This window comes from Massilia sp. Bi118 (assembly GCF_918697865.1).
In the GTDB taxonomy this organism is placed as follows: Bacteria; Pseudomonadota; Gammaproteobacteria; order Burkholderiales; family Burkholderiaceae_D; genus Telluria.
Genome location: NZ_CAKKMV010000002.1, coordinates 360,959 through 385,865 on the forward strand (window position 1 = coordinate 360,959; position 24,907 = coordinate 385,865).

A 24,907-nucleotide genomic window follows, 5' to 3' on the forward strand; every position below is an offset into this window, starting at 1 on the left:
CACGATGATTTTGCCATTTGGTAAATCTTTTGGCCGACACCAGGGAGAGAGACAAATATGAATGAGTCCAAGCCGCAATCGATGTCGTCGTTCTGGATGCCCTTCACGAACAACCGCGACTTCAAGGCCAATCCGCGCCTCTTGGTATCGGCGGAAGGCATGTATTACAAGGACGTGGACGGCAACGCCATCCTCGACGGTACCGCCGGCCTGTGGTGCGTGCCCTGCGGGCATGCGCAGCCGAGGATCGTGGCCGCCGTCAGCGAAATGGTCGGCCAGCTCGACTTTGCGCCGACCTTCCAGATGGGCCACCCGGCGGCGTTCGACTTAGCAGAACAATTGATGGAATACACCGGCCACAAGTTCGGCCACGTGTTCTACACCAACTCCGGTTCCGAGGCGGTCGACACCGCCCTGAAGATGGCGCTGGCCTACCACAAGGCGCGCGGCGAGGGCGGCCGCACCCGCCTGATCGGCCGCGAGCGCGGCTACCATGGGGTCGGCTTCGGCGGCCTGTCGGTGGGCGGCATCGGCCCCAATCGCAAGAGCTTTGGCCCGCTGCTGCCTGGGGTCGACCACCTGCCGCACACGCACAACCTGCTGAAAAATGCCTTCTCGCGCGGCGAGCCGGATTTCGGCGTTGAGCTGGCCGACGAGCTGGAACGCATCGTCGCCCTGCACGACCCGTCGACCATCGCCGCTGTGATCATCGAGCCGGTATCGGGTTCCACCGGCGTGCTGGTGCCGCCCAAGGGCTACCTGAAGCGCCTGCGCGAAATCTGCACCAAGCACGGGATCCTGTTGATCTTCGATGAGGTCATCACCGGCTTCGGCAGGCTCACCACGCCGTTCGCGGTCGACTATTTCGACGTCGAGCCGGACATGATGACCACGGCGAAGGGGCTCACCAACGGCGTGGTGCCGATGGGCGCGGTGTTCTCGAAAAAATTCATCCACGACGCCTTCATGGAAGCGCCGCCGGGTATCGAGCTGTTCCACGGTTATACCTATTCCGGCCACCCGCTGGCCTGCGCGGCCTCGATCGCCACGCTGGAGGTGTTCAAGGAGCAGGGCGTGCTGGAAAACGCGAAAGCGATCCAGCCCTACTGGGAAGACGCCGTGCATGCGCTGCGCGGCCTGCCGCACGTGATCGACATCCGCACCATCGGCCTGGTGGCCGGCATCGAGCTGGAGCCGATCGCCGGCAAGCCGGGCGCCCGCGCCTACTCGGCATTCAAGAAAGCCTTCGCAGACGGTGTCCTGATCCGTACCACGGGCGACATCATCGCGTTGTCGCCGCCGCTGATTCTCGAGAAAAAACACATCGACGAGCTGTTCGGCAAGTTGGCCGACGTACTCCGCAACCTGGACTGAATAAAGAACATCATGAACGAGACGATCCAACATTTCATAGGCGGCCGCGAGGTCGAGGGCGCATCCGGACGCCATGCCGACGTGTATAACCCGGCGCTGGGCCAGCCTTGCGCCCGCGTGGCGCTGGCTTCGCCCGAGGACGTGAATGCCGCTGTCGCCGCCGCCCACAAGGCCTTCCCGGCCTGGGCCGCGACCCCGCCGCTGGCGCGGGCGCGCGTGCTCTTCAAATATCTGCAGCTGTGCCAGCAGCACACCGACGAATTCGCGGCCATGGTCACGCGCGAGCACGGCAAGACCTTCGCCGATGCGCAGGGCGAGGTGGCGCGCGGCATCGAGGTGGTCGAGTTCGCGGTCGGCATCCCGCAGCTGCTGAAGGGCGAATTCACCGACCAGATCGCACGCGGCATCGACGCCTGGTCGATGCGCCAGCCGCTCGGCGTGGTCGCAGGCATCACGCCCTTCAACTTCCCGGTGATGGTGCCGATGTGGATGTTCCCGGTCGCCATCGCCTGCGGCAATACCTTCGTGCTGAAGCCTTCCGAGCGCGACCCGTCGGCATCGCTGCTGCATGCGCGCCTGCTCAAGGAAGCCGGGCTGCCGGACGGCGTGTTCAACGTGGTCCAGGGCGATAAAGCCGCGGTCGACGCGCTGCTCGACCATCCGGACGTGCAGGCACTCAGCTTCGTCGGCTCGACCCCGATCGCGGAATACATCTACGCCCGCGGCAGCGCCTCCGGCAAGCGGGTGCAGGCGCTGGGCGGCGCCAAGAACCACATGGTGGTGATGCCGGATGCCGACATGGACATGGCGGTCGACGCCCTGATCGGCGCGGCCTACGGCTCGGCGGGCGAGCGCTGCATGGCGATCTCGGTGGCGGTGGCGATCGGCGACGCCGGCGACAGGCTGGTCGAGCGCCTGGCCGAACGCACGAAGGCGCTGAAGATCGGCGAGGGCATGAGCCAGGGCGCGGAGATGGGCCCGGTGGTCACGCAGGCGGCCAAGCAGCGCATCGAAAAGCTGATCGGCGAAGGCGTGGAGCAGGGCGCGACCCTGGTGGTGGACGGGCGCGGCCACCGCGTGGCCGGCTTCGAGGAAGGCTTTTTCGTCGGCGGCACACTGTTCGACCACGTGCAGCCCGAGATGAGCATCTACCAGGAAGAGATCTTCGGCCCGGTGCTGTGCGTGGTGCGCATGCCGGACGTCGGCAGCGCACTGGAGCTGATCAACAGGAACGAATACGGCAACGGCGTCGCGGTATTCACCCGCGACGGCGGCGTGGCCCGCGAATTCGTGCGCCAGGTGCAGGTGGGCATGGTGGGCGTGAACGTGCCGCTGCCGGTGCCGATGGCGTTCAACAGCTTCGGCGGCTGGAAAAAGAGTTTGTTCGGGGATCACCATGCGTATGGGCCGGAGGGGGTCCGGTTTTATACGCGGCACAAGGCGGTGATGCAGCGGTGGCCGAATACGGCGAGTTCGGGGGTGGAGTTTGCATTCCCGCAGATGAAATAAGCACCGTTAGCCCGTCATTCCCGCGAAGGCGGGAATTCATGCTGAGTATGTCGATACTGATGACGACGGATTATCTGGTACAGCTTTCGGAGCCTCAGCATGGGTTCCCGCTTTCGCGGGAACGACGGCGTAGTAGCCGTATCCAGCACCACAGCATTTCCCGCACCACGACATAAAACATAAGCAAAGGGATGCACAAATGATCGAGTCACTCCACTACCTGCCACAAGCAGGCAGCACGCACGACGCATTGTCCGAACGCTTCACCGACCTGGCGCCGCCGCTCACGGCCCGCCAGGCCGCCATCGAAAGCGCCCGCTGCCTCTACTGCTATGACGCGCCCTGCACGCGCGCCTGTCCGACCGGGATCGACGTCGCCAGCTTCATCCGCAACATCCACGACCATAACGTCGACGGCGCCGCCACCACCATCCTGCAGGCCAACATCTTCGGCGGCAGCTGCGCGCGCGTGTGCCCGACCGAGATCCTGTGCGAAGACGCCTGCGTGCGCAACCACGACGCCGAAGGCCAGCCGGTCAAGATCGGCCTGCTGCAGCGCCATGCCATCGACAACGCGCAGTTCGACGGCCATCCGTTCAAGCGCGCGCCTTCCACCGGCAAGACCATCGCCGTGGTCGGCGCCGGCCCGGCCGGCCTGTCCTGCGCGCACCGGCTGGCGATGCTGGGCCATGACGTGGTCGTGTTCGAGGCGCGCGAGAAATCCGGCGGCCTGAATGAATACGGCATCGCCAAGTACAAGCTGCCCGGCGACTTCGCCCAGCGGGAAGTCGAATTCCTGCTCTCCATCGGCGGCATCGAGATCCGGCACGGCTACGCCCTCGGCCACAATCTGCAGCTGGCCGAACTGCACGCGCGCTACGACGCCGTCTTCCTCGGCCTCGGCCTGGCCGCCAGCCGCGAGCTGGGCCTGCTAGGGGAGAACGCGCCCGGCCTGATGGCGGCGGTCGACTACATCGCCACCTTGCGCCAGTCCGACGACCTGTCCGCGCTGCCGGTGCCGCGCCGCGCCATCGTCATCGGCGCCGGCAATACCGCGATCGACATGGCGGTGCAATTGAAACGCCTGGGCGCCGAGGAAGTCACGCTGGTCTACCGCCGCGGCTTCGAAGCCATGAGCGCGACCGGCCACGAGATCGACATCGCCAAGGCCCACTTCGTGCGCATGCGCACCTGGGCCGCGCCGCTCGAAGTGCTGCTCGACGATGCCGGCCGGGTGCGCGGCATGCGCTTCGAGGAGACCCGCATGCAGGACGGCCGCCTGGTGGCGACCGGCGGCATCATCGAGATCGCCGCCGACGCCGTGTTCAAGGCCATCGGCCAGGGCATGGGACTGGCGGCGCTGGTCGACCCGCTGGCCCGGGAAATCGAACGCACCGACAAGATCGTCGTGGACGCCTGCCTGCGCACCGCGCTGCCGGGCGTCTACGCGGGCGGCGACTGCGTCGCGCCGGGGCAGGACCTGACGGTGCAGGCGGTCCAGCACGGCAAGCTGGCCGCGCTGGCCATCCATCACGACATCCAGTCCAAAGCGGAGGCAGCATGGCCGACCTGAGCATCGATTTTTGCGGCATCAAGTCGCCGAACCCGTTCTGGCTGGCCTCGGCGCCGCCGACGGATAAAGCCTACAACGTGGTGCGGGCTTTCGAAGCCGGCTGGGGCGGCGTGGTCTGGAAGACCCTGGGCGAGGACCCGCCGGCCGTCAATGTCTCTTCGCGCTACTCGGCCCTGCACGGCAAGAACCGGGAAGTCATCGGCTTCAACAACATCGAGCTGATCACGGACCGCAGCCTGGCGCTGAACCTGGAAGAGATCACGGCGGTCAAGAAGGCATGGCCGGACCGGGCGATGATCGTGTCGCTGATGCTGCCCTGCGAAGAAGCGCCGTGGCGCGAGATCCTGCCGCTGGTCGAAGCCACCGGCGCCGACGGCATCGAGCTGAACTTCGGCTGCCCGCACGGCATGCCGGAGCGCGGCATGGGCGCGGCCGTGGGCCAGCAGCCCGACCTGATCGAGCTGGTCACGCGCTGGTGCAAGACCTATACGAAGCTGCCGGTGATCGTGAAGCTGACACCCAACATCACCGACGTGCGCGCGCCGGCACGGGCGGCACTGGCCGGCGGGGCCGATGCGGTCTCGCTGATCAACACCGTCAACTCCATCACCCACCTCGACCTGGACCGGATGGTGGCCTATCCGGTGGTCGGCGGCGCCAGCACCCACGGCGGCTATTGCGGCTCGGCGGTGAAGCCGATTGCGCTCAACATGGTGGCCGAGATCGCGCGCGATCCCATGACCCGCAATCTGCCGATCTCCGGCATCGGCGGCATCGGCAGCTGGACCGACGCAGCCGAGTTCATCGCGCTGGGTGCCGGCTCGGTGCAGGTCTGCACCGCGGCGATGCTGCACGGTTTCCGCATCGTCGAAGAGATGAAGGATGGGCTGTCGCGCTGGATGGACCGCAAGGGCTACGAGAACATCGCCGCATTCTCGCGCAAGGCCGTGCCCAACACCACCGACTGGAAATACCTGGACATGAACTACCAGGTCATCGCCAGCATCGACCAGGAGAAGTGCATCCAGTGCGGCAAGTGCTACGTCGCCTGCGAGGACACCTCGCACCAGGCGATCGCCCGGCTGGTGGACGGCAACGCGCGCCGCTACGAGGTCAAGCCGGCCGACTGCGTGGGCTGCAACCTGTGCGAAATCACCTGCCCGGTCGAGAGCTGCATCACGATGGTGCCGCAGCCGACCGGCCTGCCGGCCATGAACTGGACGCAGGATCCTCGAAATCCTCGCGCAGAGGTGGTAACGTAGGGTGGGCGGCCCCCGCCCACGCGGACGTGTGCATTTCGCCGGCATCCGCGTGGGCACGGCGTGCCCACCCTACGGAACTGTTCCTGACGATGGAGACCTGACCCGATGAGCATGGACCCAGCCGCACACACCGACCTCTGGAACGAAGACCTGGCCCCCACCAACGCCGCCCAGCGCACCTGGCGCTGGTATCACTTCGCCGCCCTGTGGGTCGGGATGGTGATGTGCATTCCGGCCTACACGCTGTCCGCCAGCCTGATCGAGGCCGGCATGTCGGCCTACCAGGCCGTGATCACGGTCTTCCTGGCGAATGCCATCGTGCTGCTGCCGATGCTGCTGATCGGGCATGCCGGCACCAAGTACGGGATTCCCTACGCGGTGCTGGCGCGCGCTTCCTTCGGCACGCGCGGGGCGCGGCTACCGGCGCTGATGCGCGCCATCGTCGCCTGCGGCTGGTACGGCATCCAGACCTGGTTCGGCGGCAGTATGATCTACACGCTGCTGGGCGTGATGGCCGGGCACGAGATCGGTGGAGCGAAGATCGCCGGCCTGGGCATCAACGGCGCCCAGCTGGGGTGTTTTTTGGCCTTCTGGGCGATCCAGTTCTACTTCATCGTCCACGGCATGAACGCGATCCGCAAGCTGGAGACCTATACGGCGCCGCTGAAGATCGCGATCTGCTTCGTGCTGCTCGGCTGGGTCTACCAGAAGGCCGGCGGCTTCGGCCCCTTGCTCGATCAACCCTCGGCCTTTGTCGAAGGCGGCAAGAAGGCTGGGCAGTTCTGGCCCACCTTCTGGCCTTCGCTGACGGCCATGGTCGGCTTCTGGGCCACGCTGGCGCTGAACATCCCGGATTTCACGCGCTTCGCCCGCACCCAGCGCGACCAGGTGGTGGGCCAGACCATCGGCCTGCCGGTGCCCATGGGCCTGCTGGCGGCGCTGGCCGTGATCGTCACCTCGGCCACCGTGGTCCTGTACGGCAAGGCGCTGTGGGACCCGGTCGACCTGGCCAGCCGCATGACCGGCGCCGCCGTGCTGATCGCGCTGATCGTGCTGCTGGTCGATACCGTCAGCGTCAACCTGGCCGCCAACCTGGTCGGTCCGGCCTACGACTTCTCCGCGCTGGCGCCGCGCAAGATCTCCTACCGCACGGGCGGCTACCTCACGGCCGGGATCGCGCTGGCCATGATGCCCTGGAAGATCCTGGAATCGACCCAGGGCTATATCTTCACCTGGCTGATCGGCTACTCGGCGCTGCTCGGGCCCATCGCCGGGGTGCTGATCATCGACTACTACTTCATCCGCAAGACCGAACTGGCGGTCGAGCAGCTGTACCGCGAGGACGGCATCTATTCATACAGGAGCGGCTGGAACATGGCCGCCATCGTCGCCTTCGTGGCCGGCGTGCTGCCGAACATTCCCGGCTTCCTGAACGCAGCCTTTCCAGAATCCTTCCCGGACGTCGGCGCCGCATTCAAGACCTTATATACCTATGCATGGTTCGTCGGCATCGCGATCGCCGCGGTGGTGTACGGCCTGATGATGAAGGGCAGGGCGGTGCCGGCGATGGCCGCCGCGCGCCCGCTCGATTGACGACCGTGGGCACGGGGTGCCCACCATGACACCAGGAGCTATTCATGAGTGTATTGATTCGCGGTGGTACCGTCGTGAACGCCGACCGCGCGTTCCGTGCCGATGTGCTGTGCAGCGGCGACAAGATCGTCGCCGTCGGCGAGAACCTGGAAGCGCCGGCAGGCAGCACGGTGGTCGACGCCGGCGGGCAGTACGTGATGCCCGGCGGGATCGACACCCACACCCACATGCAGCTGCCCTTCATGGGCACGGTCACCGCCGACGATTTCTATAGCGGCACCGCGGCCGCGCTGGCCGGCGGCACCACCACCATCATGGACTTCGTGATCCCCGATCCGAAGCAGCCGCTGATGGAGGCCTTCCACACCTGGCGCGGCTGGGCGAAAAAGGCGGCCGCCGACTACACCTTCCACGTGGCCGTCACCTGGTGGGACGAGTCGGTGCACGCGGACATGGGGACCCTGGTGAGGGAACATGGCGTGAACAGCTTCAAGCACTTCATGGCCTATAAAAACGCGATCATGGCCGACGACGAGACCCTCGTGAAGAGCTTCCGCCGCGCCCTCGAGCTGGGCGCGATCCCGACCGTGCATGCCGAGAACGGCGAACTGGTCTACCAGCTGCAGCGCGAACTGCTGGCCAAGGGTATCCGCGGACCGGAAGCGCATCCGCTGTCGCGCCCACCGGCGGTGGAAGCCGAAGCCGCGAATCGCGCCATTGCGATTGCCGGCGTGCTCGGCACCCCGGTCTACATCGTGCACGTGTCCTGCGCCGAATCGCTGGAAGCCATCGCTCGCGCCCGCGCGCACGGCCAGCGCGTGTACGGCGAAGCCCTGGCCGGCCACCTGGTGATCGACGACAGCGTCTATACCAACCCCGACCCGGCTTATGCCCGCGCCTTCGTGATGAGTCCCCCGTTCCGCTCCAGCCACCACCAGACCGCGCTGTGGCAGGGCCTGCAGGGCGGGAACCTGCACACCACCGCCACCGACCACTGCACCTTCTGCGCCGAGCAGAAGGCGGCCGGCGCCGACGATTTCACGCGCATCCCGAACGGCTGCGGCGGCGTCGAGGAGCGCATGGCCGTGGTCTGGGACGCCGGCGTCAACACCGGCCGCCTGACGCCCTCCGAGTTCGTGAAGGTGACCTCGACCAACGCGGCCCAGATCTTCAACATCTATCCGCGCAAGGGCATCATCCAGGCGGGCGCCGATGCCGACATCGTGGTGTGGGATCCGGAAGCGACGCGGACCTTGTCCGCCGCGACCCAGCATTCGAAGGGCGGGTTCAATGTGTTCGAGGGCAGGACGGTGCGTGGGGTGCCGACGCATACGGTGGCTGCCGGGCGCGTGGCGTATGCGGATGGGGATTTGCGGGCGGAGGAGGGGGCTGGGCGGTATGTGGAGCGGCCGGCGTTTACTGCGACTAGTGCCAAAGCGACCGCGAATAGCGCCACCGCACTCTGAACGTCATTCCCGCGAAGGCGGGAATCCAAGTGCTGCATGCCTTGCGTCTGCTCGTCCAACTTGGATTCCCGCCTGCGCGGGAATGACGGTTTTGCTGCTAACAATAAAGGAAGCACCATGACCGAACTCCGCATCAACGGCTCCCGCCTCTGGACCTCCCTGATGGACCTCGCCCAAATCGGCGCCACCGACAAGGGCGGCGTGAAACGCCTCGCCCTCACGGACCTCGACCGCCAGGGCCGCGACCTGGTCGTGCAGTGGGCGCAGGAAGCAGGCCTGAGCATCACGGTGGACAAGATCGGCAACGTCTTCATGCGCCGAGAGGGCAGGAACCCATCGCTGCCGCCCATCGTCACCGGCAGCCACATCGACACCCAGCCGACCGGCGGCAAGTTCGACGGCAACTACGGCGTGCTGGCCGGTCTCGAGGTGGTGCGCACCCTGAACGACCTGAACATCAAAACCGAAGCCCCGATCGAAGTCGCTTTCTGGACCAACGAGGAAGGCTCGCGCTTCGTGCCGGTGATGATGGGCTCGGGCGTGTTCTGCGGCGCCTTCAGCCTGGAGACCGCGTATGCCGCGCGCGACGTCGACGGCAAGAGCGTCGGCGAAGAACTCGCGAGAATCGGCTACCAGGGCGAGCAGACCCCGGGCGAGCATCCGATCGGCGCCTATTTCGAGACCCACATCGAGCAGGGCCCGGTGCTGGAAGACGAGGACAAGGTGATCGGCGTGGTGCCGGCCGTGATGGGCCTGTCCTGGTACGACTGCACGGTCGAGGGCATGGAGGCGCATGCCGGTCCGACCCCGATGCACCTGCGCCGCGACGCGCTGCAGGTGGCCACCACCATCATGCAGGAGACGGTGGCGATCGCCAACCGCTACCCGCCCTATGGCCGCGGTACGGTCGGCATGGTGCAGGTCTTCCCCAACAGCCGCAACGTGATTCCGGGCCGGGTCAAGTTCAGCATCGACCTGCGCAACGTGAACGACGAACTCCTGAATACCATGCACGAGGAGATGACAGCCTTCATCCAGCGCACGGTCAGCGAGACCGGGCTGAAGATCCAGCTGGAGCGCGTCTCCTACTATCCGCCTTGTCCCTTCCACCCGGATTGCGTGGGCGCGGTGCGCAAGGCCGCCGCAACCCTCGGGTACTCGACCATGGACGTGGTCTCGGGCGCCGGCCACGACGCCATCTACGTAGCGCGCCTGGCGCCGGCCGGGATGATCTTCGTGCCCTGCAAGGACGGCATCAGCCACAACGAGATCGAAGACGCCCGCCCGGACCACCTGGAAGCCGGCTGCAACGTGCTGCTTCACGCGATGCTGGAACGGGCAGGGCGCGCGACGGGCTAGCACACAATCGTGCGGCGCAGAGGGCGGAATTGTTGCAAAGTAGTAACAATTTCGCTTCGGATGTTTCTTTCTCTCCGAAGCTGAGGAAGTCGTAGCATACTGTTCAAAGTTGCTACTCCGATTCTCAGTCCCCGACGGGTGTTTGACGATGCTGACTGGACATTACGAAACACCGCTGGTCCTGATTTCCATCCTGGTCGCGATCGCGGCGTCCTATGCCGCGCTCAGCCTGGCCGGCCGCGTGAGCGAATCGCGTGGGCGCGCCGTCGTCGCCTGGGTCTTCGGCGGCGCCATCGCCATGGGCTCGGGCATCTGGGCCATGCACTTCGTCGGCATGCTGGCCTTCCGCCTGCCGATCCCGATCGCCTTCGACCTGACGCTGACCCTGGCCTCGCTGCTGCTCCCGATCGCCGCATCCTGCCTGGCCCTGTGGCAGGTCAGCCGTGCCGAGCTGGGGCCGACGCGCCTGGCCGTCAGCGCGGTCCTGATGGGGATCGGCATCAATGCCATGCACTACACAGGCATGGCCGCCATGCGCATGGAGCCGGGCATCGTCTACGACCCATGGCTGTTCGCGCTGTCGGTGGCGATCGCCATCGCCGCCTCCGGCCTGGCGCTGTGGATCGCCTTCCGCCTGCGCCATAACGTGCCGCACGTCTGGCTGCCGCGCGTGGGCGCGGCGGTGGTGATGGGCGCCGCCATCGTCGGCATGCATTACACCGGCATGGCCGCCGCCAGCTTCCCGCTCGACAGCATCTGCATGGCCGCGCGCGGCGGCGTCAATCATGACGGCCTGGCGACCCTGGTGGTGATCGCGACCTTCGGCGTGCTGGGCTTCGCCATGCTGGCCTCCTTGTTCGATGCACGCCTGGAAGCCAATGCGCGCGTACTCGAGATCTCGCAGGCCACGGCCGCCGAGCGCGAGGACCTGCTCATGCGCGAGCGCGCCGCGCGCGACGAGGCCGAGCGCCTGAGCGCCCTGAAGGACGAATTCCTGGCCACCCTCTCGCACGAGCTGCGCACCCCGCTCAACGCCATCCTGGGCTGGGCCAGCATGCTCCAGCGCGGCGGGAAGGATGACGAGACCGTCAAGCGGGGCCTGGAAACCATCGAGCGCAACGCGCGCGCCCAGGGCCAGCTGATCGACGACCTGCTCGACATGAGCCGCATCATTTCCGGCAACCTGCGCCTGGACGTGCAGCTGATCGAGCCGGACAAGGTGGTCGAGGCGGCCCTCGGCACCGTGCACCCGGCGGCGGTGGCCAAGCGCATCGACTTGCGCGTGGACGTCGCCCGTGGCCTAGGCACCGTGCTGGGCGACCCGAACCGGCTGCAGCAGGTGATGTGGAACCTGTTGTCGAACGCGGTCAAGTTCACGCCCAACGGCGGCATGGTGCAGGTGATGCTGGGCCGCGACGGCCAGGACGTGGTGATCCGCGTGGCCGATTCCGGCATCGGCATCGAGCCCGATTTTCTGCCCTATGTGTTCGACCGCTTCCGCCAGCAGGATGCCTCCATCACCCGCAAGCACGGCGGCCTGGGACTGGGCCTGTCGATCGCGCGCCAGCTGATCGAGCTGCACGGCGGGACCATCGCCGTCTCCAGCCCGGGCACGCATGCCGGCACCACCTTTACCGTGCGCCTGCCGCTGGCCGAAGCCGAGGTAGCGCCCCCGCCGCAGCCCGCCGCCGCGCCGCGCGCGCAGGTGCAGGGCGACCTGGCCGGGGTCAAGGTGCTGCTGGTGGACGACGCCACCGACACCCTCGACGTGCTGCAGCAGATCCTCCAGCACAGCGGCGCCACCATCATGGCCGCGTCCAGCGCCGGCAAGGCCCTGGCCTTGCTGGAGATCGAGCGGCCCGACGTGATCGTCAGCGACATTGGCATGCCCGACGTCGACGGCTTCGAGCTGATCCGCCGCATCCGCCGCCGTTCGGCCGGCGCCGGCGGCGCCATCCCGGCGATCGCCCTGACCGCCTTCACACGCCAGGACGACCGCAACCGGGCGATGCAGGCCGGCTTCAACGACTATCTCGCCAAGCCGGTCGAACCGGGTTCGCTGGTGGCCCATATCGCACAGGTGGTAGGACTTAGCGTCGATCAATAACCTCGCTGTAAGTGGCGCGCACACTGGTTATTTTGAGCGAGGTCTATATGGTCAAACTTCCAGGCAGCATGCCGGCTCCCGTGGCCGATGCGCAGTCGATCGGCCCGGTGCCGGCCGACGAACGATTCCAGATCACCGTGATGCTGCGCCCGCGCGCGGACCTGCCGCTGCATGCGGTGCAGGCCGAGCTTGCGCGCCGCCGCTACCTGACGCGCGAACAATACGCGGCCAGTCACGGCGCCAGCGGCGAGGACATGGACGCCGTCGAAGCCTTTGCCCGCAAGGCCGGCATGGCCGTGATCGAGCGCCGGCCGGCCGCGCGCAGCATCGTCCTGTCCGGCACCGCGGCGCAGGTGGGCGCGGCCTTCCAGACCGGCATCGAGCGGGTCGAGCATGCGGCCGGCATCTCGCGCCGCCGCACCGCGCCCATCCACCTGCCGCCGGAACTGGGCGATATCGTCGAAGGCGTGTTCGGGATCGAGGACACGCCCATCGCCCGGCCCTACTACCGCTTTTCGACGCCGGCGATGCAGGCCGCCGAGGAGCGCGCCGCGACGGCGGCTTTCACCCCGCCCGACATCGCCACGCTCTACGACTTCCCGCAGGGCTGGACGGCAGCGGCCAGTGCATCGCCATCATCGAGCTGGGCGGCGGCTACCGGAGCTCGGACCTGAACGCCTACTTCCGCAGCCTGAGCCTGCCGACGCCGAAGGTAACGGCGGTGTCGGTGGACGGCGGCCGCAACAGCCCCTCGCTGCCGTGGAGCGCGGATGCCGAGGTGATGCTCGACATCGAGATCGCCGGCGCGGTGGCGCCGGGCGCGTCGATCGCCGTCTACTTTGCGCCGAACAGCGAGCAGGGTTTCGTCGATGCCATCGGCGCGGCAGTGCACGACAGCGTCAATAAACCCTCGGTGATTTCGATCAGCTGGGGCGCTCCCGAGAAGGACTGGACGGAGCAGGGCCTGCAGGCCATGGACCAGGCCTTCCAGGCCGCCGCCGCCCTGGGCGTGACGGTGTGCTGCGCTTCCGGCGACGCCGGCTCCAGCGACCAGAATCCGCAAAACGGCACGCCGGACGGCCTGGCGCACGCCGACTTCCCGGCCTCCAGCCCTTACGTGCTGGCCTGCGGCGGCACCCGCCTGGTCGCCAGCAGCGGTAGCATCGCCAGCGAGACAGTGTGGAACGACGATGAGCAGACCAGCGCCACCGGCGGTGGCGTCAGCGACGTGTTCGCGCTGCCGGCCTGGCAGGATGGTGCGAACGTGCCGCGCTCCGCGAACCAGGGCGGGCGCATCGGCCGCGGCCTGCCCGACGTCGCCGGGAATGCCTCGCCATCCACCGGCTACCGCGTGCGCGTGGACTTCCTGAACTTCGTGGTGGGCGGCACCAGCGCGGTCTCGCCGCTGTGGGCCGGCCTGGTGGCGCGCTTCAACCAGCGCCTGGAAACGCCGGTCGGCTGGCTCAATCCGCTGCTCTACGGGCCGGTGGCGGGCCAGGGTGCCTTCCACGACATCGGCGCCGGGAACAACGGCGCCTATGCGGCGGCACCGGGCTGGGACGCCTGCACCGGCTGGGGTTCGCCGGTCGACAGCAAGCTCCTTCAGGCGCTGGGCGGCTAGAGCGCGGACGCGCAATAGCGGTGTTGCGTGCGCGTACGTACGGACGGCCCCGGCGCCGTCCGGCATAGTGCACGCATGAACTCCCGAGATGCCGAACCTGCCGTTGACGCCTCCGGCGACAAGCCATCGCCGGAAGTCTCCGCATGGCTGTCGAGGCTGGGGCCGGGACTGATCACCGGCGCCGCCGACGACGACCCGAGCGGCATCGCGACCTATTCCCAGGCCGGCGCCCGCTTCGGCTTCAACCTGCTGTGGACCCTGCTGCTCACGTATCCGCTGATGGTGGCGATCCAGGTGATCAGCGCGCACATCGGCCGGGTCACGGGACGCGGGCTGGCCACCAACCTGCAGCGCTTCGCGCCGTGCCAGCTGGTCTGGCTGATCGTCGGCCTGCTGCTGATCGCGAACGTCATCAATATCGCGGCCGACATCGCGGCCATGGGCGACGCCATGGTGCTCGTCGCGCCCGGCAAGCCCCACTACTATGCGGTCGGTTTCGGCCTGCTGTCGGTGCTGCTGCAGGTGTTCGTCCCTTACCAGCGCTACGTCAACCTGCTGAAGTGGCTGACCCTGGTGCTGCTGGCCTACGTCGCCACCGTGTTCGTGGTGCGCGTGCCCTGGGCCGGGGTGCTGCGTTCGACGGTATGGCCGCAGCCGGCGTGGCACAAGGAATACCTGACCACGATCGTCGCCGTGTTCGGCACCACCATCAGTCCCTACCTGTTCTTCTGGCAGGCCGCCCAGGAAGTCGAGGAGCTGCGCGCCGACGCCGACGCCCAGCCGCTGCGGCGCGCGCCGGAACAGGTCAAGTCCCAGTTCCGGCGCATCCGTTTCGACACCCTGGTCGGCATGGCGGTCTCGAACCTGGTCGCTTTTTTCATCATGCTGACCACGGCGACGACCCTGCATGCGCACGGCGCGGTGGACCTGCAGTCCTCGGCCCAGGCGGCGTCGGCGCTGAAGCCGGTGGCCGGCGAACTGGCCTTCGTGCTGTTCGCGGCCGGCATCGTCGGCACCGGGCTGCTGGCGATTCCGGTGCTGGCCGGCTCGGCGGCCTATGCGATGGCCGGCACCTTCCACTGGAAGAGCAGCCTGGATAGCACATTCTCGGCGGCGCGCAAGTTCTACGCCATCATCATCGTCGCTACCCTGGCCGGCGTCGGCATCAACTTCGTCCCCATCGATCCGATCAAGGCGCTGTACTGGAGCGCGGTGCTGAACGGCGTGATCGCGGTGCCGGTCATGGTGATCATGATGGCGGTGGCCTCCAGCACCCGGATCATGGGCGCCCTGAAAATCAGGGGCCTCCTGCGCGCGCTCGGCTGGCTGTGCACCGGCGTGATGGCGCTCGCGGTGCTGGCCATGTTCGGCGCCGAGTTCCTGTACTGAGGCTGCGGCCGGCTACAGGAAGGTGGTCTCGCGCTCCGGCGTGGCGCTGATGCGGTGGATGGACAGGTCGGCGCCGTCGAATTCCTGCTCGGGGTCGAGGCGCAGGCCCACCATCTTCTTCAGCACGCCGTACACGATCCAGCTGCCCAGTCCCGAAATGAGGATGCCGAGCAGGGTGCCGAACAGCTGCGACACCAGCGACACGCCGCCCAGGCCGCCCAGCGCATGGCTGCCGAAGATGCCGGCCGCGATGCCGCCCCAGGCCCCGCACAGGCCATGCAGCGGCCACACGCCCAGCACGTCGTCGATGCGCCAGCGGTTCTGCGCCAGCGTGAACAGCGACACGAAGATCGCGCCGGCTACCGCGCCGGTCACCAGCGCGCCGAGCGGATGCATCAGGTCCGAGCCCGCGCACACCGCCACCAGGCCCGCCAGCGGGCCGTTGTAGACGAAGCCGGGGTCGTTGCGGCCCATGACGAACGCGGTCAGGGTGCCGCCGGTCAGCGCCATCAGCGAGTTCACGGCGACCAGGCCGTTCATCTTGTCCAGGGTCTGCGCGCTCATCACATTGAAGCCGAACCAGCCCACGGTCAGGATCCAGGCGCCCAGCGCCAGGAAGGGGATGTTCGAGGGCGGGTGGGCGGCGATGCGGCCGTCCTTCGCGTAGCGCCCGCGCCGCGCGCCCAGCAGCAGCACCGCGGGCAGCGCGGCCCAGCCGCCCACCGCATGCACCACCACCGAACCGGCGAAGTCGTGGAAGGGCGCGCCGAAGCGGGCCTGCAGCCAGTGCTGGAAGCCGAAGCGGTTGTTCCAGGCGATCCCCTCGAAGAAAGGATAAATGAAGCCGACCAGGATGAAGGTGGCGGCCATCTGCGGATGGAATTTGGCGCGCTCGGCGATGCCGCCGGAGATGATGGCCGGGATCGCCGCTGCGAAGGTCAGCAGGAAGAAGAACTTCACGAGTTCGTAGCCGTTCTTCGCCGTCAGCGTCTCCGTGCTGCCGAAGAAGTGCACGCCATAGGCGATGCCATAGCCGATGAAGAAGTAGGCGATGGTCGAGACGGCGAAGTCGATCAGGATCTTCACCAGCGCGTTCACCTGGTTCTTGCGGCGTACCGTGCCCAGTTCGAGGAAGGCGAAGCCGGCGTGCATCGCCAGGATCATGATCCCGCCGAGCAGGATGAAGAGCGCGTCGGCCCCGGTTTTATAGGCATCCATGCATGATTTCCAAAAAAGTGCAGTTCGCTTGCTAGAGCACTTCTTGATAGCAATAAGCGTTCCAATTTGGTGAAAGGGGGACGCCAGGATGCACTGCCGCTGCGCAGGCGGGGCGAGCTGCCCCGCCCGGGTGCGCGCGCACCGCCGCGGTGCGCGCGTGCGCCAAAATGGGCTTATTGGAGGTCGATGCAGCGCCGATCAGCGGTAGCGGCGTAAAAAGTCGAGTAATACCTGGGCCGCGATGTCGGCATCGTCGGCCGTCATGGTCTCCAGCGGATTATGGCTGATGCCGCCGTTGCCGCAGCGCGTGAACAGCATCGCAACCTCGGTAATGGCCGCCATCGCCATCGCATCGTGGCCGGCGCCCGACAGCAGGTCGAAGCGCGGCAGGCCGGCGCGCTGCACCGCATCGCCCAGCTGGTCCATCAGGCGCGGCGCGCAGGGCGCGGCCTGGGCCTCGACCAGCTGCTCGACCGTGAATTCGATGCCGCGCCGTGCGCAGACGGCCGCGATACCGTCCATGACATCCCTGACGGCGGCGATGCGCTCGGCGTCAAAAGCCGAGCGGATGTCGAGCGACAGGCGGCAGCGGCCCGGCACCACGTTGACCGAACCGTCCGGCACCTGCAACTGGCCGACGGTGCCGACCAGCGAGGCTTGCCCCGAGCAGCGCCGCTCGACCAGCAGCACGATCTCGGCGGCCGCCGCGGCGGCATCGCGCCGCATCGTCATCGGCGTGGTGCCGGCGTGGCTGGCCAGACCTTCCAGCTCGACCAGGTAGCGCGAGCTGCCGGCAATGGCCGTGACCACGCCCAGCGGCAGGCCCTTCTCCAGCAGCACCGGTCCCTGTTCGATGTGGACTTCGACGTAGCCGAGCAGGCTGGCGGGGTTGCGCGCGATGGCCGGGATCTGCTGCGGGTCGTGGCCGGCCTGCTGCAGGGCTTCGCGCATGGTGACGCCTTCAAGATCCTGGCGCTCGAGCAGGGACAGGTCGAAATGCCCGGTAATCGCATGGCTGCCGAGGAAGGTGGAGCGGAAGCGCACGCCTTCCTCTTCTGCGAAGCCGATGACTTCGAGGTGATAGGGCAGGCGTTCGCCGCGCTGGTGCAGTTCACGCACGATCGCGATGGGCAGCAGGATGCCGAGGCGGCCGTCGTACTTGCCGCCGTTGCGCACGGTGTCGTAGTGCGAGCCGGTGATCAGCGTTTTCGCGGCCGGATCGATGGCGGTGTAGCGGCCCACCACGTTGCCGGCGGCGTCGATGTGGACGCCCATGCCGGCCTGTCGCATCCAGTCCGCCAGCTTTTCCGCGGTCTGGCGGTGGCCGGGCGTCATGTAGGCGCAGGTCAGGCACTGCTCGTCGTCGGAGATGGCGCCGATCTCTTCGGCCCATTGCATGATGGCCGGGCCGTAGGCCAGTTCGACACCCAGCAGCGTGTTCAGGCGGATCTCGGCGATGCGGTGCACCTGGCGCAGCGCTTCCTGCAGCTCGTCCTGGCGGCGGTGCTTGAGGCGGCGCTCGAAGGTGGCGATGATGGCCTGGCGCGTCAGACCTTTGCCGGTCGGGCCTTTCACCGCGAGGATGAAGGGGAAGCCGAATTTGCCGTTGTAGGCGGCGTTCAGGCGGTGCAGGCTCGCGAACTCCCCGGGGCTGCAGCGGTCCAGGCCGGAGGCGGCCTGCTCGCCGGTCGATTCCGCCGTCAGCTCGCCCGCGATCGCCGCCTTGCCGGCCAGCTCGGGGTGGGCGCGCAGCAGGGACAGCTGCTCGTCTTCGGTGGCTTGCGTGACGGCTTCCTGCAGCGCCAGCTTGAGGGCGGCCAGGCTGGCGAAGGGGCGTTGGGCCGCGGCGCGCCCAGGGATCCAGGGCGAGTGCTCGTAGATGCCGCGCAGGGTGTCGGCGAAGGTGGCGGGGTCGCAGCTGTTCAGGTGGTCGAGTGTCATCATGATGGGATGATAAATCCTGCAAGTGTCGCGGTCATATGCCAAGCCTGATCATGGATATATGTTGGCGCGTCCGCGTGGGCCGGGGCCGCCCACCCTACGGCTTGATCAATGCTTTTGCCGCCGCCGTCACCTGATCCCGCAACCACTTGTGCTCCGGTGACTGATGCACCCGCTGGTGCCAAAGCTGGTAGAAGCGCATCGGCGGGAACTTGATCGGCACCGTGAAATTCTTCAGCGGCAGCGTGCGCTCGTAGAAGCGGATGAACTGGCGGCCGGTGGTCAGCACCAGGTCGGTCTGGGTCAGCATGTAGGGAATCAGGCCGAAGTAGGGCGACTCGACCGCCACCTTGCGCTGCAGGCCTTCGCGCTCCAGGAAGGTGTCGATGACGCCGTGGTAGCCCGGCAGCATGGGCGAGGGCGCCACGTGCGGAAGGCTGAGGTAGTCCTCGAGCGTCATCGCATCAGAGGCGGTGCGCCTGGCGTAGGCGCTGTCGGCGCGCATGGTGCAGATGATCGGGTCTTCGAACAGCTTCGAGATGTGCAGGTGCGCCGGCGGCTCGTCCCAGTTGGCGATCACCAGGTCGATCTCGCCGTCGGACAGCATGCGCAGGTAGTCCGTGCCCGCGCCCAGGTGGTGGATGGACACCTTGCTGTTCGGCGCACCGCGGCGGATCGAGGCCACCACGCTGGGCAGGAACTGGGTGTCCAGGTAGTCGGGCGCGGCGATGTGGAAGGTGCGCGCCGCCTCCTCGGGCACGAAGGGCGACTTCTTGATGAACAGGCTCTCGGTCTCGTCGAGGATGCGCTTGGCCGGCTTGAGCAGGCTTTCGCCGTGCTGGGTCGGCACCATGCCGCGTGCGCCGCGCACCAGCAGCGGATCGCCGGTCAGCTCGCGCAGCTTGCGCAGCGAGGCCGAGATCGAGGGCTGCGGCTGGTTCAGTTTCAGGGCCACGCGCGACACGTTCTTCTCCACCAGCAGCAGGTAGAGGATGCGGATCAGGTGCAGGTCGAGGTGCTGGGGGAGGCTGCTCATGTGATGATTCGTATATGCGTGTGCTTATGTCGAATATACGGTATTTTTCATGTTGAATAAATGGAAACCGGTTTATCTTGTGGTAATCGCGCGCAATCCGTTTCAACAGAAGGATGTTCATGGACTACCTGCTTCCGTACGGCCTCGAATGGATGAATTTGCTGGTTCGCTGGCTGCACATCATTACCGGCATCGCCTGGATCGGCGCTTCCTTCTATTTCGTCTGGCTCGACAACTCGCTGCGCCCGCCGGCGCCCGGCGGCGAACTGGCGAAGAAGGGCGTCGCCGGCGAGCTGTGGGCGGTCCACGGCGGCGGTTTCTACAACCCGCAAAAATACCTGGTCGCGCCCGCCGAACTGCCGGCCGACCTGCACTGGTTCAAGTGGGAAGCCTATTCGACCTGGCTGTCGGGATTTGCCCTTTTAATCATCGTTTACTGGTTCAACGCCCAGGCCATGATGGTCGACCGGAGCGTGGCCGACCTGTCGAGCTGGCAGGCGGTCGGCATCGGCCTCGGCAGCCTGGTGGCGGGCTGGGTGGTCTACGACCTGCTGTGCCGCTCGAAACTGGGCAAGCACGACCTGGCCTTCGGCGCCGTCATCTTCGCCCTGCTGGTCGGCGCAACCTGGGTGCTCACGCACTGGCTGAGCGGGCGCGCGGCCTACATCCACGTCGGCGCGATGATCGGCACCATCATGGTTGCCAACGTGGCGATGGTGATCATTCCTGGCCAGCGCAAGATGGTGAATGCGATGATCGCCGGCGACAAGCCCGACCCGATCTACGGCATCCGCGGCAAGCAGCGCAGCGTCCATAACAACTACTTCACGCTGCCGGTGCTGTTCATCATGATCAGCAACCACTTCGCGATGACCTATCGCCACGAGCATGCCTGGGCGGTGCTGGCCGGGATCATGCTGGCCGGCGTCTTCATCCGCCACTTCTTCAACCTGCGCCACAAGGGCCGTGTCGAATGGCAGTACCCGGCGGTGGGCGTGGTGCTGCTGCTGGCGGTGGCGATTGCGATTGCGCCGAAACCGCCGGCTGCATCGGCCGCGGCGGCAGGCGTTGACGCGGGCGCACAGTTTGCGCAAGTCCAGGGCATCATCCAGCAACGCTGCGTATCCTGCCATGCGGCGCATCCGACACAGCCGGGCTTCGCCACCGCGCCGGCCGGCGTGATGCTGGACGACCCGCACGGGATCGCGCAGAACGCCCAGCGCATCTACCAGCAGGCAGTACAGCTGAAGGCCATGCCGCTGGCGAACATGACGAACATGACGGACGCCGAACGCGCACAGCTTGCTGCCTGGTTCGAGGGCGGTGCAAGAACGAACTGAATGAGCGGGAATGAACTGATGAAACCGACACAAGAAAAACTGCTGCAGTGGATCGACGCCCACTTCGATGAACAGGTGGCCTTCCTGCAGGAGATGATCCGCATCCCGACCGACACCCCGCCCGGCAACAACGCGCCGCACGCGGACGCGGTGGCCGGGAAGGTGGCGGCCTGGGGCTGGCAGGCCGAAAAGCACGCCGTACCCGAAGGCCGCGTGCGCGACTACGGCATGCAGAGCATCACCAACCTGATCGTGCGCCGGCCCTATGCCGAGGGTGGACCGACCGTGGCCCTGAACGCCCACGGCGACGTGGTGCCGCCGGGCGAGGGCTGGACCAAGCCTCCGTATGGCGGCGTGATCGAGGATGGCTTCATCTACGGCCGCGCGGCGGCGGTGTCGAAGAGCGACTTCGCCACCTTCATCTTCGCCACCCGCGCACTCGAGGCGCTGGGCGCACCCTTGAAGGGCGCGCTGGAGCTGCACTTTACCTACGACGAGGAATTCGGCGGCCTGCTCGGCCCCGGCTGGCTGCTCGAGCAGGAACTGACGAAGCCCGACTTCGTGATCGCCGCCGGCTTCGCCTACGACATCGTCACCGCCCACAACGCCTGCCTGCAGCTGGAGATCACGGTGCACGGCAAGGCCGGCCACGGCGCGATGCCGGAGACGGCGGTCGACGCCCTGCAGGCCGCGACGCGCATCCTGAACGCCATCTACGGCCAGCTGCCCGAGCTCAAGAAGATCAAGTCGCAAGTCCCCGGCATCGATTCGCCGACCATGCTGGTCGGCCGCATCGACGGCGGCACCAACACCAACGTCGTGCCGGGCAAGGTGGTGATGAAGATGGACCGCCGCATGATTCCGGAAGAGGACCCGGTGGCGGTCGAGGCCCAGGTGCGCGCGCTGATCGAGGATGCGGTGAAGGACTGCCCCGGCATCCGCCTGGAGATCCGCCGCCTGCTGCTCTCGCACGCGCTGCGCCCGCTGCCGGGCGGCCAGCGGCTGGTCGAGAGCCTGCAGCGCAACGGCCAGGCCGTGATGGGGGAAGCGCCGCAAGCCAGGGGCACGCCGCTGTACGCGGATGCGCGCCTGTACGGCGAGCGCGGTATCCCGGCCGTGCTGTACGGCGCCGGCCCGCGCACGGTACCCGAATCGAATGCCAAGAAGGCGGACGAGAAGCTGGACCTGGAGGACTTGCGCAAGGCGACCAAGGTGGTGGCGCTGACGCTGCTCGATATGCTGGGAGCGTGAAGGCGCCGGCCGGCGCGGTGACAAAGCGAGGATTTTCAGGGCATGCTTACTTGCTATCCTGCCGGTCATGAACAATCTCTTCTACCTCATGCCGGTGCTGCTGGCGCTCATTCTGCTCATGCGCTTCGTACTGGGCCAGGCAAGCAAGCGCGGGCCCGCGGCGAAATACAGGCGCCGCCCCATCATGACGGAGAACGAGATGGAGTTTTTCGGCAGGCTGGTGGCGGCCCTGCCTGAGCATTACATCTTCCCCCAGGTCGCCATGTCGGCCCTGATCGAATCCGCCAGCACGGACCGCAAGCAGGCCTTCGGCGACCGCCAGCGCATCGCGCAGCAGCGGATCGACTACGTGGTATGCAACAAGCGCTGCGAAGTCGTCGCCGTGGTCGAGCTGGACGACCGCACCCATTCGAAAGTGAAGGACAAGGTGCGCGATGGGCGCCTGGAGCAGGGCGGCTACAGGACGGTCCGGTTCCAGTCGCGCCAGAAGCCGCCGGCGATTGCGATCCGCGCCGCCGTTCTTCCCCCTGCCGTTTCTCCTGCTGGACCGGTCCCGGCTGCCGCCCCTGTCGCGGTAGAGACCTGAGAGGTAGAGATCTGAGGCTCAGGGCTGCGCGCCGCGCGGAACGATCGCAAACTGCGGCGCCATCCCGTAATCCGGCTTGACGCTGCGCGCCATGAACTTGCGCCATGCTTCCTGCCCGGCCTTGCCGCCGGCATCCGCGGCATAGGCCAGCGCCGGCTGCAGGTTGGCGGGAAAGCCGGTGTTGCTGGAAGCATAGCCGATCATCTCGCCGGACTTGAGCTTGAGGGCCTGCGCCAGTGCGGGGCTGCCGCATTCCAGTTCGCCGATGCCTGGCGCTTGGCTGGCCCGCCAGGCCTGGGCCATGGTCGGGTAGAAGGGTGCGCTGGACGAATCGCGCACGATCAGCGCATAGATCGATGCACCGGTCCAGCATGCACCCGGCGCCGTCATGCGCTGGATCGGGAATGTCGCCTTCCACGCCAGCAGGCGGCCGGCGCCCTCGGCGCCGAGCTCGGTGAGATGCCCGACCGCGGCGGTAAAGAAGTCGTCCATCCAGGGCGCGATACCGGTACCGTTCTTGTATTCGATCGCATGGCCGTTGGCGATGAAGCCCAACTTGTTGGCGGCCGGATTATCCGTATAGGCGGCGTTGAACCAGTCCATATTGCTCTTCACGATGCTTCTGAAATGTGCCTTCAGCGGATCCTTGTCAGGCACGATGTAGGCAGCTTCGCCCAAGGTTCGCAAGGCCCAGGCCTGGCCGCGGACCTGGTCCTGCTTGACCAGTCCCTTGGCGAAATCGCGGTAGCCTGGGACCGACTCGAACACGTCGTACATTCCCCAGAATTCAAGCTCTTCCAGGTAGTAATAGTCGCCGGTCAGCAGATACGGCAGGTAGGCGAAGCTGGGCTGGTGCGAGACGTCCGCGTGGTAAGGCGTCTTGCAGGCGTCCTTGGGGCAGGGCGGGAAGGCCTCGGATTTGCCGGTCTTCGGGTTGCGCTTGTCGGCTTCGGTACCGAATATGCCCATGTAGGGATAGTCGATCAGGCTGACGGGGCGGCCGGTTTTCCGGTCGCGGTAGTGCACCGACCAGCTTCCCGCCAGGTCCGCCGTGCCGAGCGTGGCTTCGGCGGCGCGCTTGTCCATGCTGAGCAGGTACATCGCGGCCCAGCCGGGCAGCAGGCCGATGTCGTTGCGCCCACCGGTGGTCGGCATGTAGGGCACCGCCAGGCCGATGCCCATCGGTTCCGTCCTCTCGCCGCTCCATTTCGACTTCAGCTCGGCCAGCGCGCGGTCGGCCACGTGCACCGAGCGGTCGTAGTTCGGCAATGCGCGCGAGGCCATCAGGTAGGCGCTGTCGTGGCGCAGGTGCACCGCCGGCACCTCGCCCCACCAGAAGGTCTTGCGCCAGCGCGCCTGGTTGTAGTGGACCAGGTCCTGTTTCGCATACACCTCCTTGCCGCCCACCTGGATGCTGGCGTCGTAGGTTTCGTTGCGCGGCGCCGGCTGGAAGGCCCAGGCGTTCTCGATGCTGACGTCGACGCGCGCCTTGCCCAGCGCACGGTACCAGCGCACCGCGAAGCGCGCGCTCAGGCGCGGATGCTCGACGCCTTTCTCGTTCCTGAGCGGGGCCGAGACCAGCCATTCGGTCACCAGCGGACCGTCCAGCCATACCTCGGGCTTCTGGCGCAGCAGCTTGTCGGCCGAGGCGGTCCAGGCCTGGCCGCCGATGCTGGCGCTGGCCGTGGCGCTGAAGCCGGCGTCGAGCAAGGCTTGTACGGAGGCCGGCGCGGCGGGCTTGGCGGCGCTCTCCTTGCCTTTCACCAGCGCCAGCGCCTGCGATCCGGCTTTGCCGGCGCCCGGCAGCACGGCGCTGATCACCGCATGCCGCACCGAGCCGTCCGGGTGCGTGGCCTTGACGTCGACCTGCAGCGGCAGCGCGCGGCCATCCGCCAAACGGCCATGCAGAACATCGCCGCGTTTCAGGTCGCCCGGCGCGAACACCTGGCCAAAGGTGACGGGAATCGAAGCCTTGCCGCCGGCGTCCTCCGCTTCCACGACCACGCCCGTGATCGCGTCGCCCCAGTCCGGCGTGGTCTGGAAGGTCGCCGGCGCCGAGGAGGCGTTCGCCTGTGGCGCCGCCTTCGCGCCTGGCGGCAGGCCGGCGGCCGGCGCCGCTGCGCTGCCGTAGCGCGCTTGCGTTACCTTGCTGTCGTCAAGCTTGCCGGTCTCGGGCAGGCTCTGGGCCAGGACGGCGGTGGCGGACAGCAGGGCGGCGCTCGAGAAGGCGAAGGACAGTCGGGATGCGGGCATGGGATATCGGCAGCTGAATTGAAAAGGGC

At 67.1% G+C, this 24,907-nt stretch carries 16 protein-coding genes and 1 pseudogene; 13 read left to right on the top strand and 4 right to left on the bottom strand.

Annotated elements, in window-relative coordinates:
* Window positions 1-57 precede the first annotated feature (57 nt).
* The 10 genes and pseudogenes from LQV39_RS04280 to LQV39_RS04330 all read left to right on the top strand — a co-directional run bounded on the left by LQV39_RS04280 (window position 58) and on the right by LQV39_RS04330 (window position 15,253).
* Window positions 58-1,374, top strand: a complete 1,317-nt coding sequence (locus LQV39_RS04280; protein WP_230020502.1) for an aspartate aminotransferase family protein — start codon at window positions 58-60, stop codon at window positions 1,372-1,374.
* 12 nt (window positions 1,375-1,386) lie between these two features.
* Window positions 1,387-2,883: a CoA-acylating methylmalonate-semialdehyde dehydrogenase gene (locus LQV39_RS04285; RefSeq protein ID WP_230020503.1), complete on the top strand. Its 1,497-nt coding sequence runs from the start codon at window positions 1,387-1,389 to the stop codon at window positions 2,881-2,883.
* Between the two features lie 199 nt (window positions 2,884-3,082).
* Window positions 3,083-4,456, top strand: a complete 1,374-nt coding sequence (locus LQV39_RS04290; RefSeq protein WP_230020504.1) for an NAD(P)-dependent oxidoreductase — start codon at window positions 3,083-3,085, stop codon at window positions 4,454-4,456.
* A complete protein-coding gene (gene preA, locus LQV39_RS04295) occupies window positions 4,444-5,718 on the top strand; it encodes an NAD-dependent dihydropyrimidine dehydrogenase subunit PreA (RefSeq protein WP_230020505.1) in 1,275 nt (424 codons plus the stop codon). The genes LQV39_RS04290 and preA overlap by 13 nt, the downstream gene beginning before the upstream one ends.
* A 105-nt stretch (window positions 5,719-5,823) precedes the next feature.
* Window positions 5,824-7,311: an NCS1 family nucleobase:cation symporter-1 gene (locus LQV39_RS04300; RefSeq protein ID WP_230020506.1), complete on the top strand. Its 1,488-nt coding sequence runs from the start codon at window positions 5,824-5,826 to the stop codon at window positions 7,309-7,311.
* Window positions 7,312-7,355: 44 nt separating this feature from the next.
* Complete coding sequence (hydA, locus tag LQV39_RS04305) at window positions 7,356-8,777, top strand: dihydropyrimidinase (protein WP_230020507.1); 1,422 nt, start codon at window positions 7,356-7,358, stop codon at window positions 8,775-8,777.
* A 117-nt stretch (window positions 8,778-8,894) separates the two neighbouring features.
* The gene (locus tag LQV39_RS04310; RefSeq protein ID WP_230020508.1) at window positions 8,895-10,136 is read left to right on the top strand and encodes a Zn-dependent hydrolase; all 1,242 of its coding nucleotides are present in this window, start codon (window positions 8,895-8,897) and stop codon (window positions 10,134-10,136) included.
* Window positions 10,137-10,284: 148 nt separating this feature from the next.
* Complete coding sequence (locus LQV39_RS04315) at window positions 10,285-12,243, top strand: MHYT domain-containing protein (protein ID WP_230020509.1); 1,959 nt, start codon at window positions 10,285-10,287, stop codon at window positions 12,241-12,243.
* Between the two features lie 47 nt (window positions 12,244-12,290).
* A pseudogene (locus LQV39_RS26475) lies at window positions 12,291-13,864 on the top strand (protease pro-enzyme activation domain-containing protein).
* 75 nt (window positions 13,865-13,939) lie between these two features.
* Window positions 13,940-15,253 (top strand): NRAMP family divalent metal transporter, encoded by a 1,314-nt coding sequence (locus LQV39_RS04330; protein ID WP_230020512.1) that lies wholly within the window; start codon window positions 13,940-13,942, stop codon window positions 15,251-15,253.
* A 12-nt stretch (window positions 15,254-15,265) separates the two neighbouring features.
* Here the strand turns inward: LQV39_RS04330 and LQV39_RS04335 are convergent, their stop codons facing one another.
* The 3 genes from LQV39_RS04335 to LQV39_RS04345 all read right to left on the bottom strand — a co-directional run bounded on the left by LQV39_RS04335 (window position 15,266) and on the right by LQV39_RS04345 (window position 19,448).
* The gene (locus LQV39_RS04335; RefSeq protein WP_230020513.1) at window positions 15,266-16,471 is read right to left on the bottom strand and encodes an ammonium transporter; all 1,206 of its coding nucleotides are present in this window, start codon (window positions 16,469-16,471) and stop codon (window positions 15,266-15,268) included.
* Between the two features lie 198 nt (window positions 16,472-16,669).
* Complete coding sequence (locus LQV39_RS04340) at window positions 16,670-18,415, bottom strand: allantoate amidohydrolase (protein WP_230020514.1); 1,746 nt, start codon at window positions 18,413-18,415, stop codon at window positions 16,670-16,672.
* A gap of 94 nt (window positions 18,416-18,509) precedes the next feature.
* Window positions 18,510-19,448, bottom strand: coding sequence for a LysR substrate-binding domain-containing protein (locus tag LQV39_RS04345; RefSeq protein WP_230020515.1), 939 nt, complete (start codon window positions 19,446-19,448; stop codon window positions 18,510-18,512).
* Window positions 19,449-19,567: 119 nt separating this feature from the next.
* Between LQV39_RS04345 and LQV39_RS04350 the strand changes: the two genes are divergently transcribed.
* The 3 genes from LQV39_RS04350 (at window position 19,568) to LQV39_RS04360 (ending at window position 22,625) form a co-directional block, all read left to right on the top strand.
* Window positions 19,568-20,788, top strand: a complete 1,221-nt coding sequence (locus LQV39_RS04350) for a urate hydroxylase PuuD (protein WP_230020516.1) — start codon at window positions 19,568-19,570, stop codon at window positions 20,786-20,788.
* Window positions 20,789-20,806: 18 nt separating this feature from the next.
* Window positions 20,807-22,039, top strand: coding sequence for a M20/M25/M40 family metallo-hydrolase (locus tag LQV39_RS04355; protein ID WP_230020517.1), 1,233 nt, complete (start codon window positions 20,807-20,809; stop codon window positions 22,037-22,039).
* Between the two features lie 67 nt (window positions 22,040-22,106).
* Window positions 22,107-22,625, top strand: coding sequence for a DUF2726 domain-containing protein (locus tag LQV39_RS04360; RefSeq protein ID WP_230020518.1), 519 nt, complete (start codon window positions 22,107-22,109; stop codon window positions 22,623-22,625).
* Between the two features lie 18 nt (window positions 22,626-22,643).
* Here LQV39_RS04360 and LQV39_RS04365 read toward each other — a convergent pair whose 3' ends face one another.
* Window positions 22,644-24,878 carry a hypothetical protein gene (locus LQV39_RS04365; protein ID WP_230020519.1) on the bottom strand — a complete coding sequence of 745 codons (2,235 nt, stop codon included), beginning with the start codon at window positions 24,876-24,878 and terminating at the stop codon, window positions 22,644-22,646.
* Window positions 24,879-24,907 lie beyond the last annotated feature (29 nt).

Excerpts from the sequence above, each read along its gene's own strand:
- LQV39_RS04280 (WP_230020502.1), top strand. The coding sequence starts at position 58 with ATGAATGAGTCCAAGCCGCAATCGATGTCGTCGTTCTGGATGCCCTTC.
- LQV39_RS04285 (WP_230020503.1), top strand. The coding sequence starts at position 1,387 with ATGAACGAGACGATCCAACATTTCATAGGCGGCCGCGAGGTCGAGGGC.
- LQV39_RS04290 (WP_230020504.1), top strand. The coding sequence starts at position 3,083 with ATGATCGAGTCACTCCACTACCTGCCACAAGCAGGCAGCACGCACGAC.
- preA (WP_230020505.1), top strand. The coding sequence starts at position 4,444 with ATGGCCGACCTGAGCATCGATTTTTGCGGCATCAAGTCGCCGAACCCG.
- LQV39_RS04300 (WP_230020506.1), top strand. The coding sequence starts at position 5,824 with ATGAGCATGGACCCAGCCGCACACACCGACCTCTGGAACGAAGACCTG.
- hydA (WP_230020507.1), top strand. The coding sequence starts at position 7,356 with ATGAGTGTATTGATTCGCGGTGGTACCGTCGTGAACGCCGACCGCGCG.
- LQV39_RS04310 (WP_230020508.1), top strand. The coding sequence starts at position 8,895 with ATGACCGAACTCCGCATCAACGGCTCCCGCCTCTGGACCTCCCTGATG.
- LQV39_RS04315 (WP_230020509.1), top strand. The coding sequence starts at position 10,285 with ATGCTGACTGGACATTACGAAACACCGCTGGTCCTGATTTCCATCCTG.
- LQV39_RS04330 (WP_230020512.1), top strand. The coding sequence starts at position 13,940 with ATGAACTCCCGAGATGCCGAACCTGCCGTTGACGCCTCCGGCGACAAG.
- LQV39_RS04335 (WP_230020513.1), bottom strand. The coding sequence starts at position 16,471 with ATGGATGCCTATAAAACCGGGGCCGACGCGCTCTTCATCCTGCTCGGC.
- LQV39_RS04340 (WP_230020514.1), bottom strand. The coding sequence starts at position 18,415 with ATGATGACACTCGACCACCTGAACAGCTGCGACCCCGCCACCTTCGCC.
- LQV39_RS04345 (WP_230020515.1), bottom strand. The coding sequence starts at position 19,448 with ATGAGCAGCCTCCCCCAGCACCTCGACCTGCACCTGATCCGCATCCTC.
- LQV39_RS04350 (WP_230020516.1), top strand. The coding sequence starts at position 19,568 with ATGGACTACCTGCTTCCGTACGGCCTCGAATGGATGAATTTGCTGGTT.
- LQV39_RS04355 (WP_230020517.1), top strand. The coding sequence starts at position 20,807 with ATGAAACCGACACAAGAAAAACTGCTGCAGTGGATCGACGCCCACTTC.
- LQV39_RS04360 (WP_230020518.1), top strand. The coding sequence starts at position 22,107 with ATGAACAATCTCTTCTACCTCATGCCGGTGCTGCTGGCGCTCATTCTG.
- LQV39_RS04365 (WP_230020519.1), bottom strand. The coding sequence starts at position 24,878 with ATGCCCGCATCCCGACTGTCCTTCGCCTTCTCGAGCGCCGCCCTGCTG.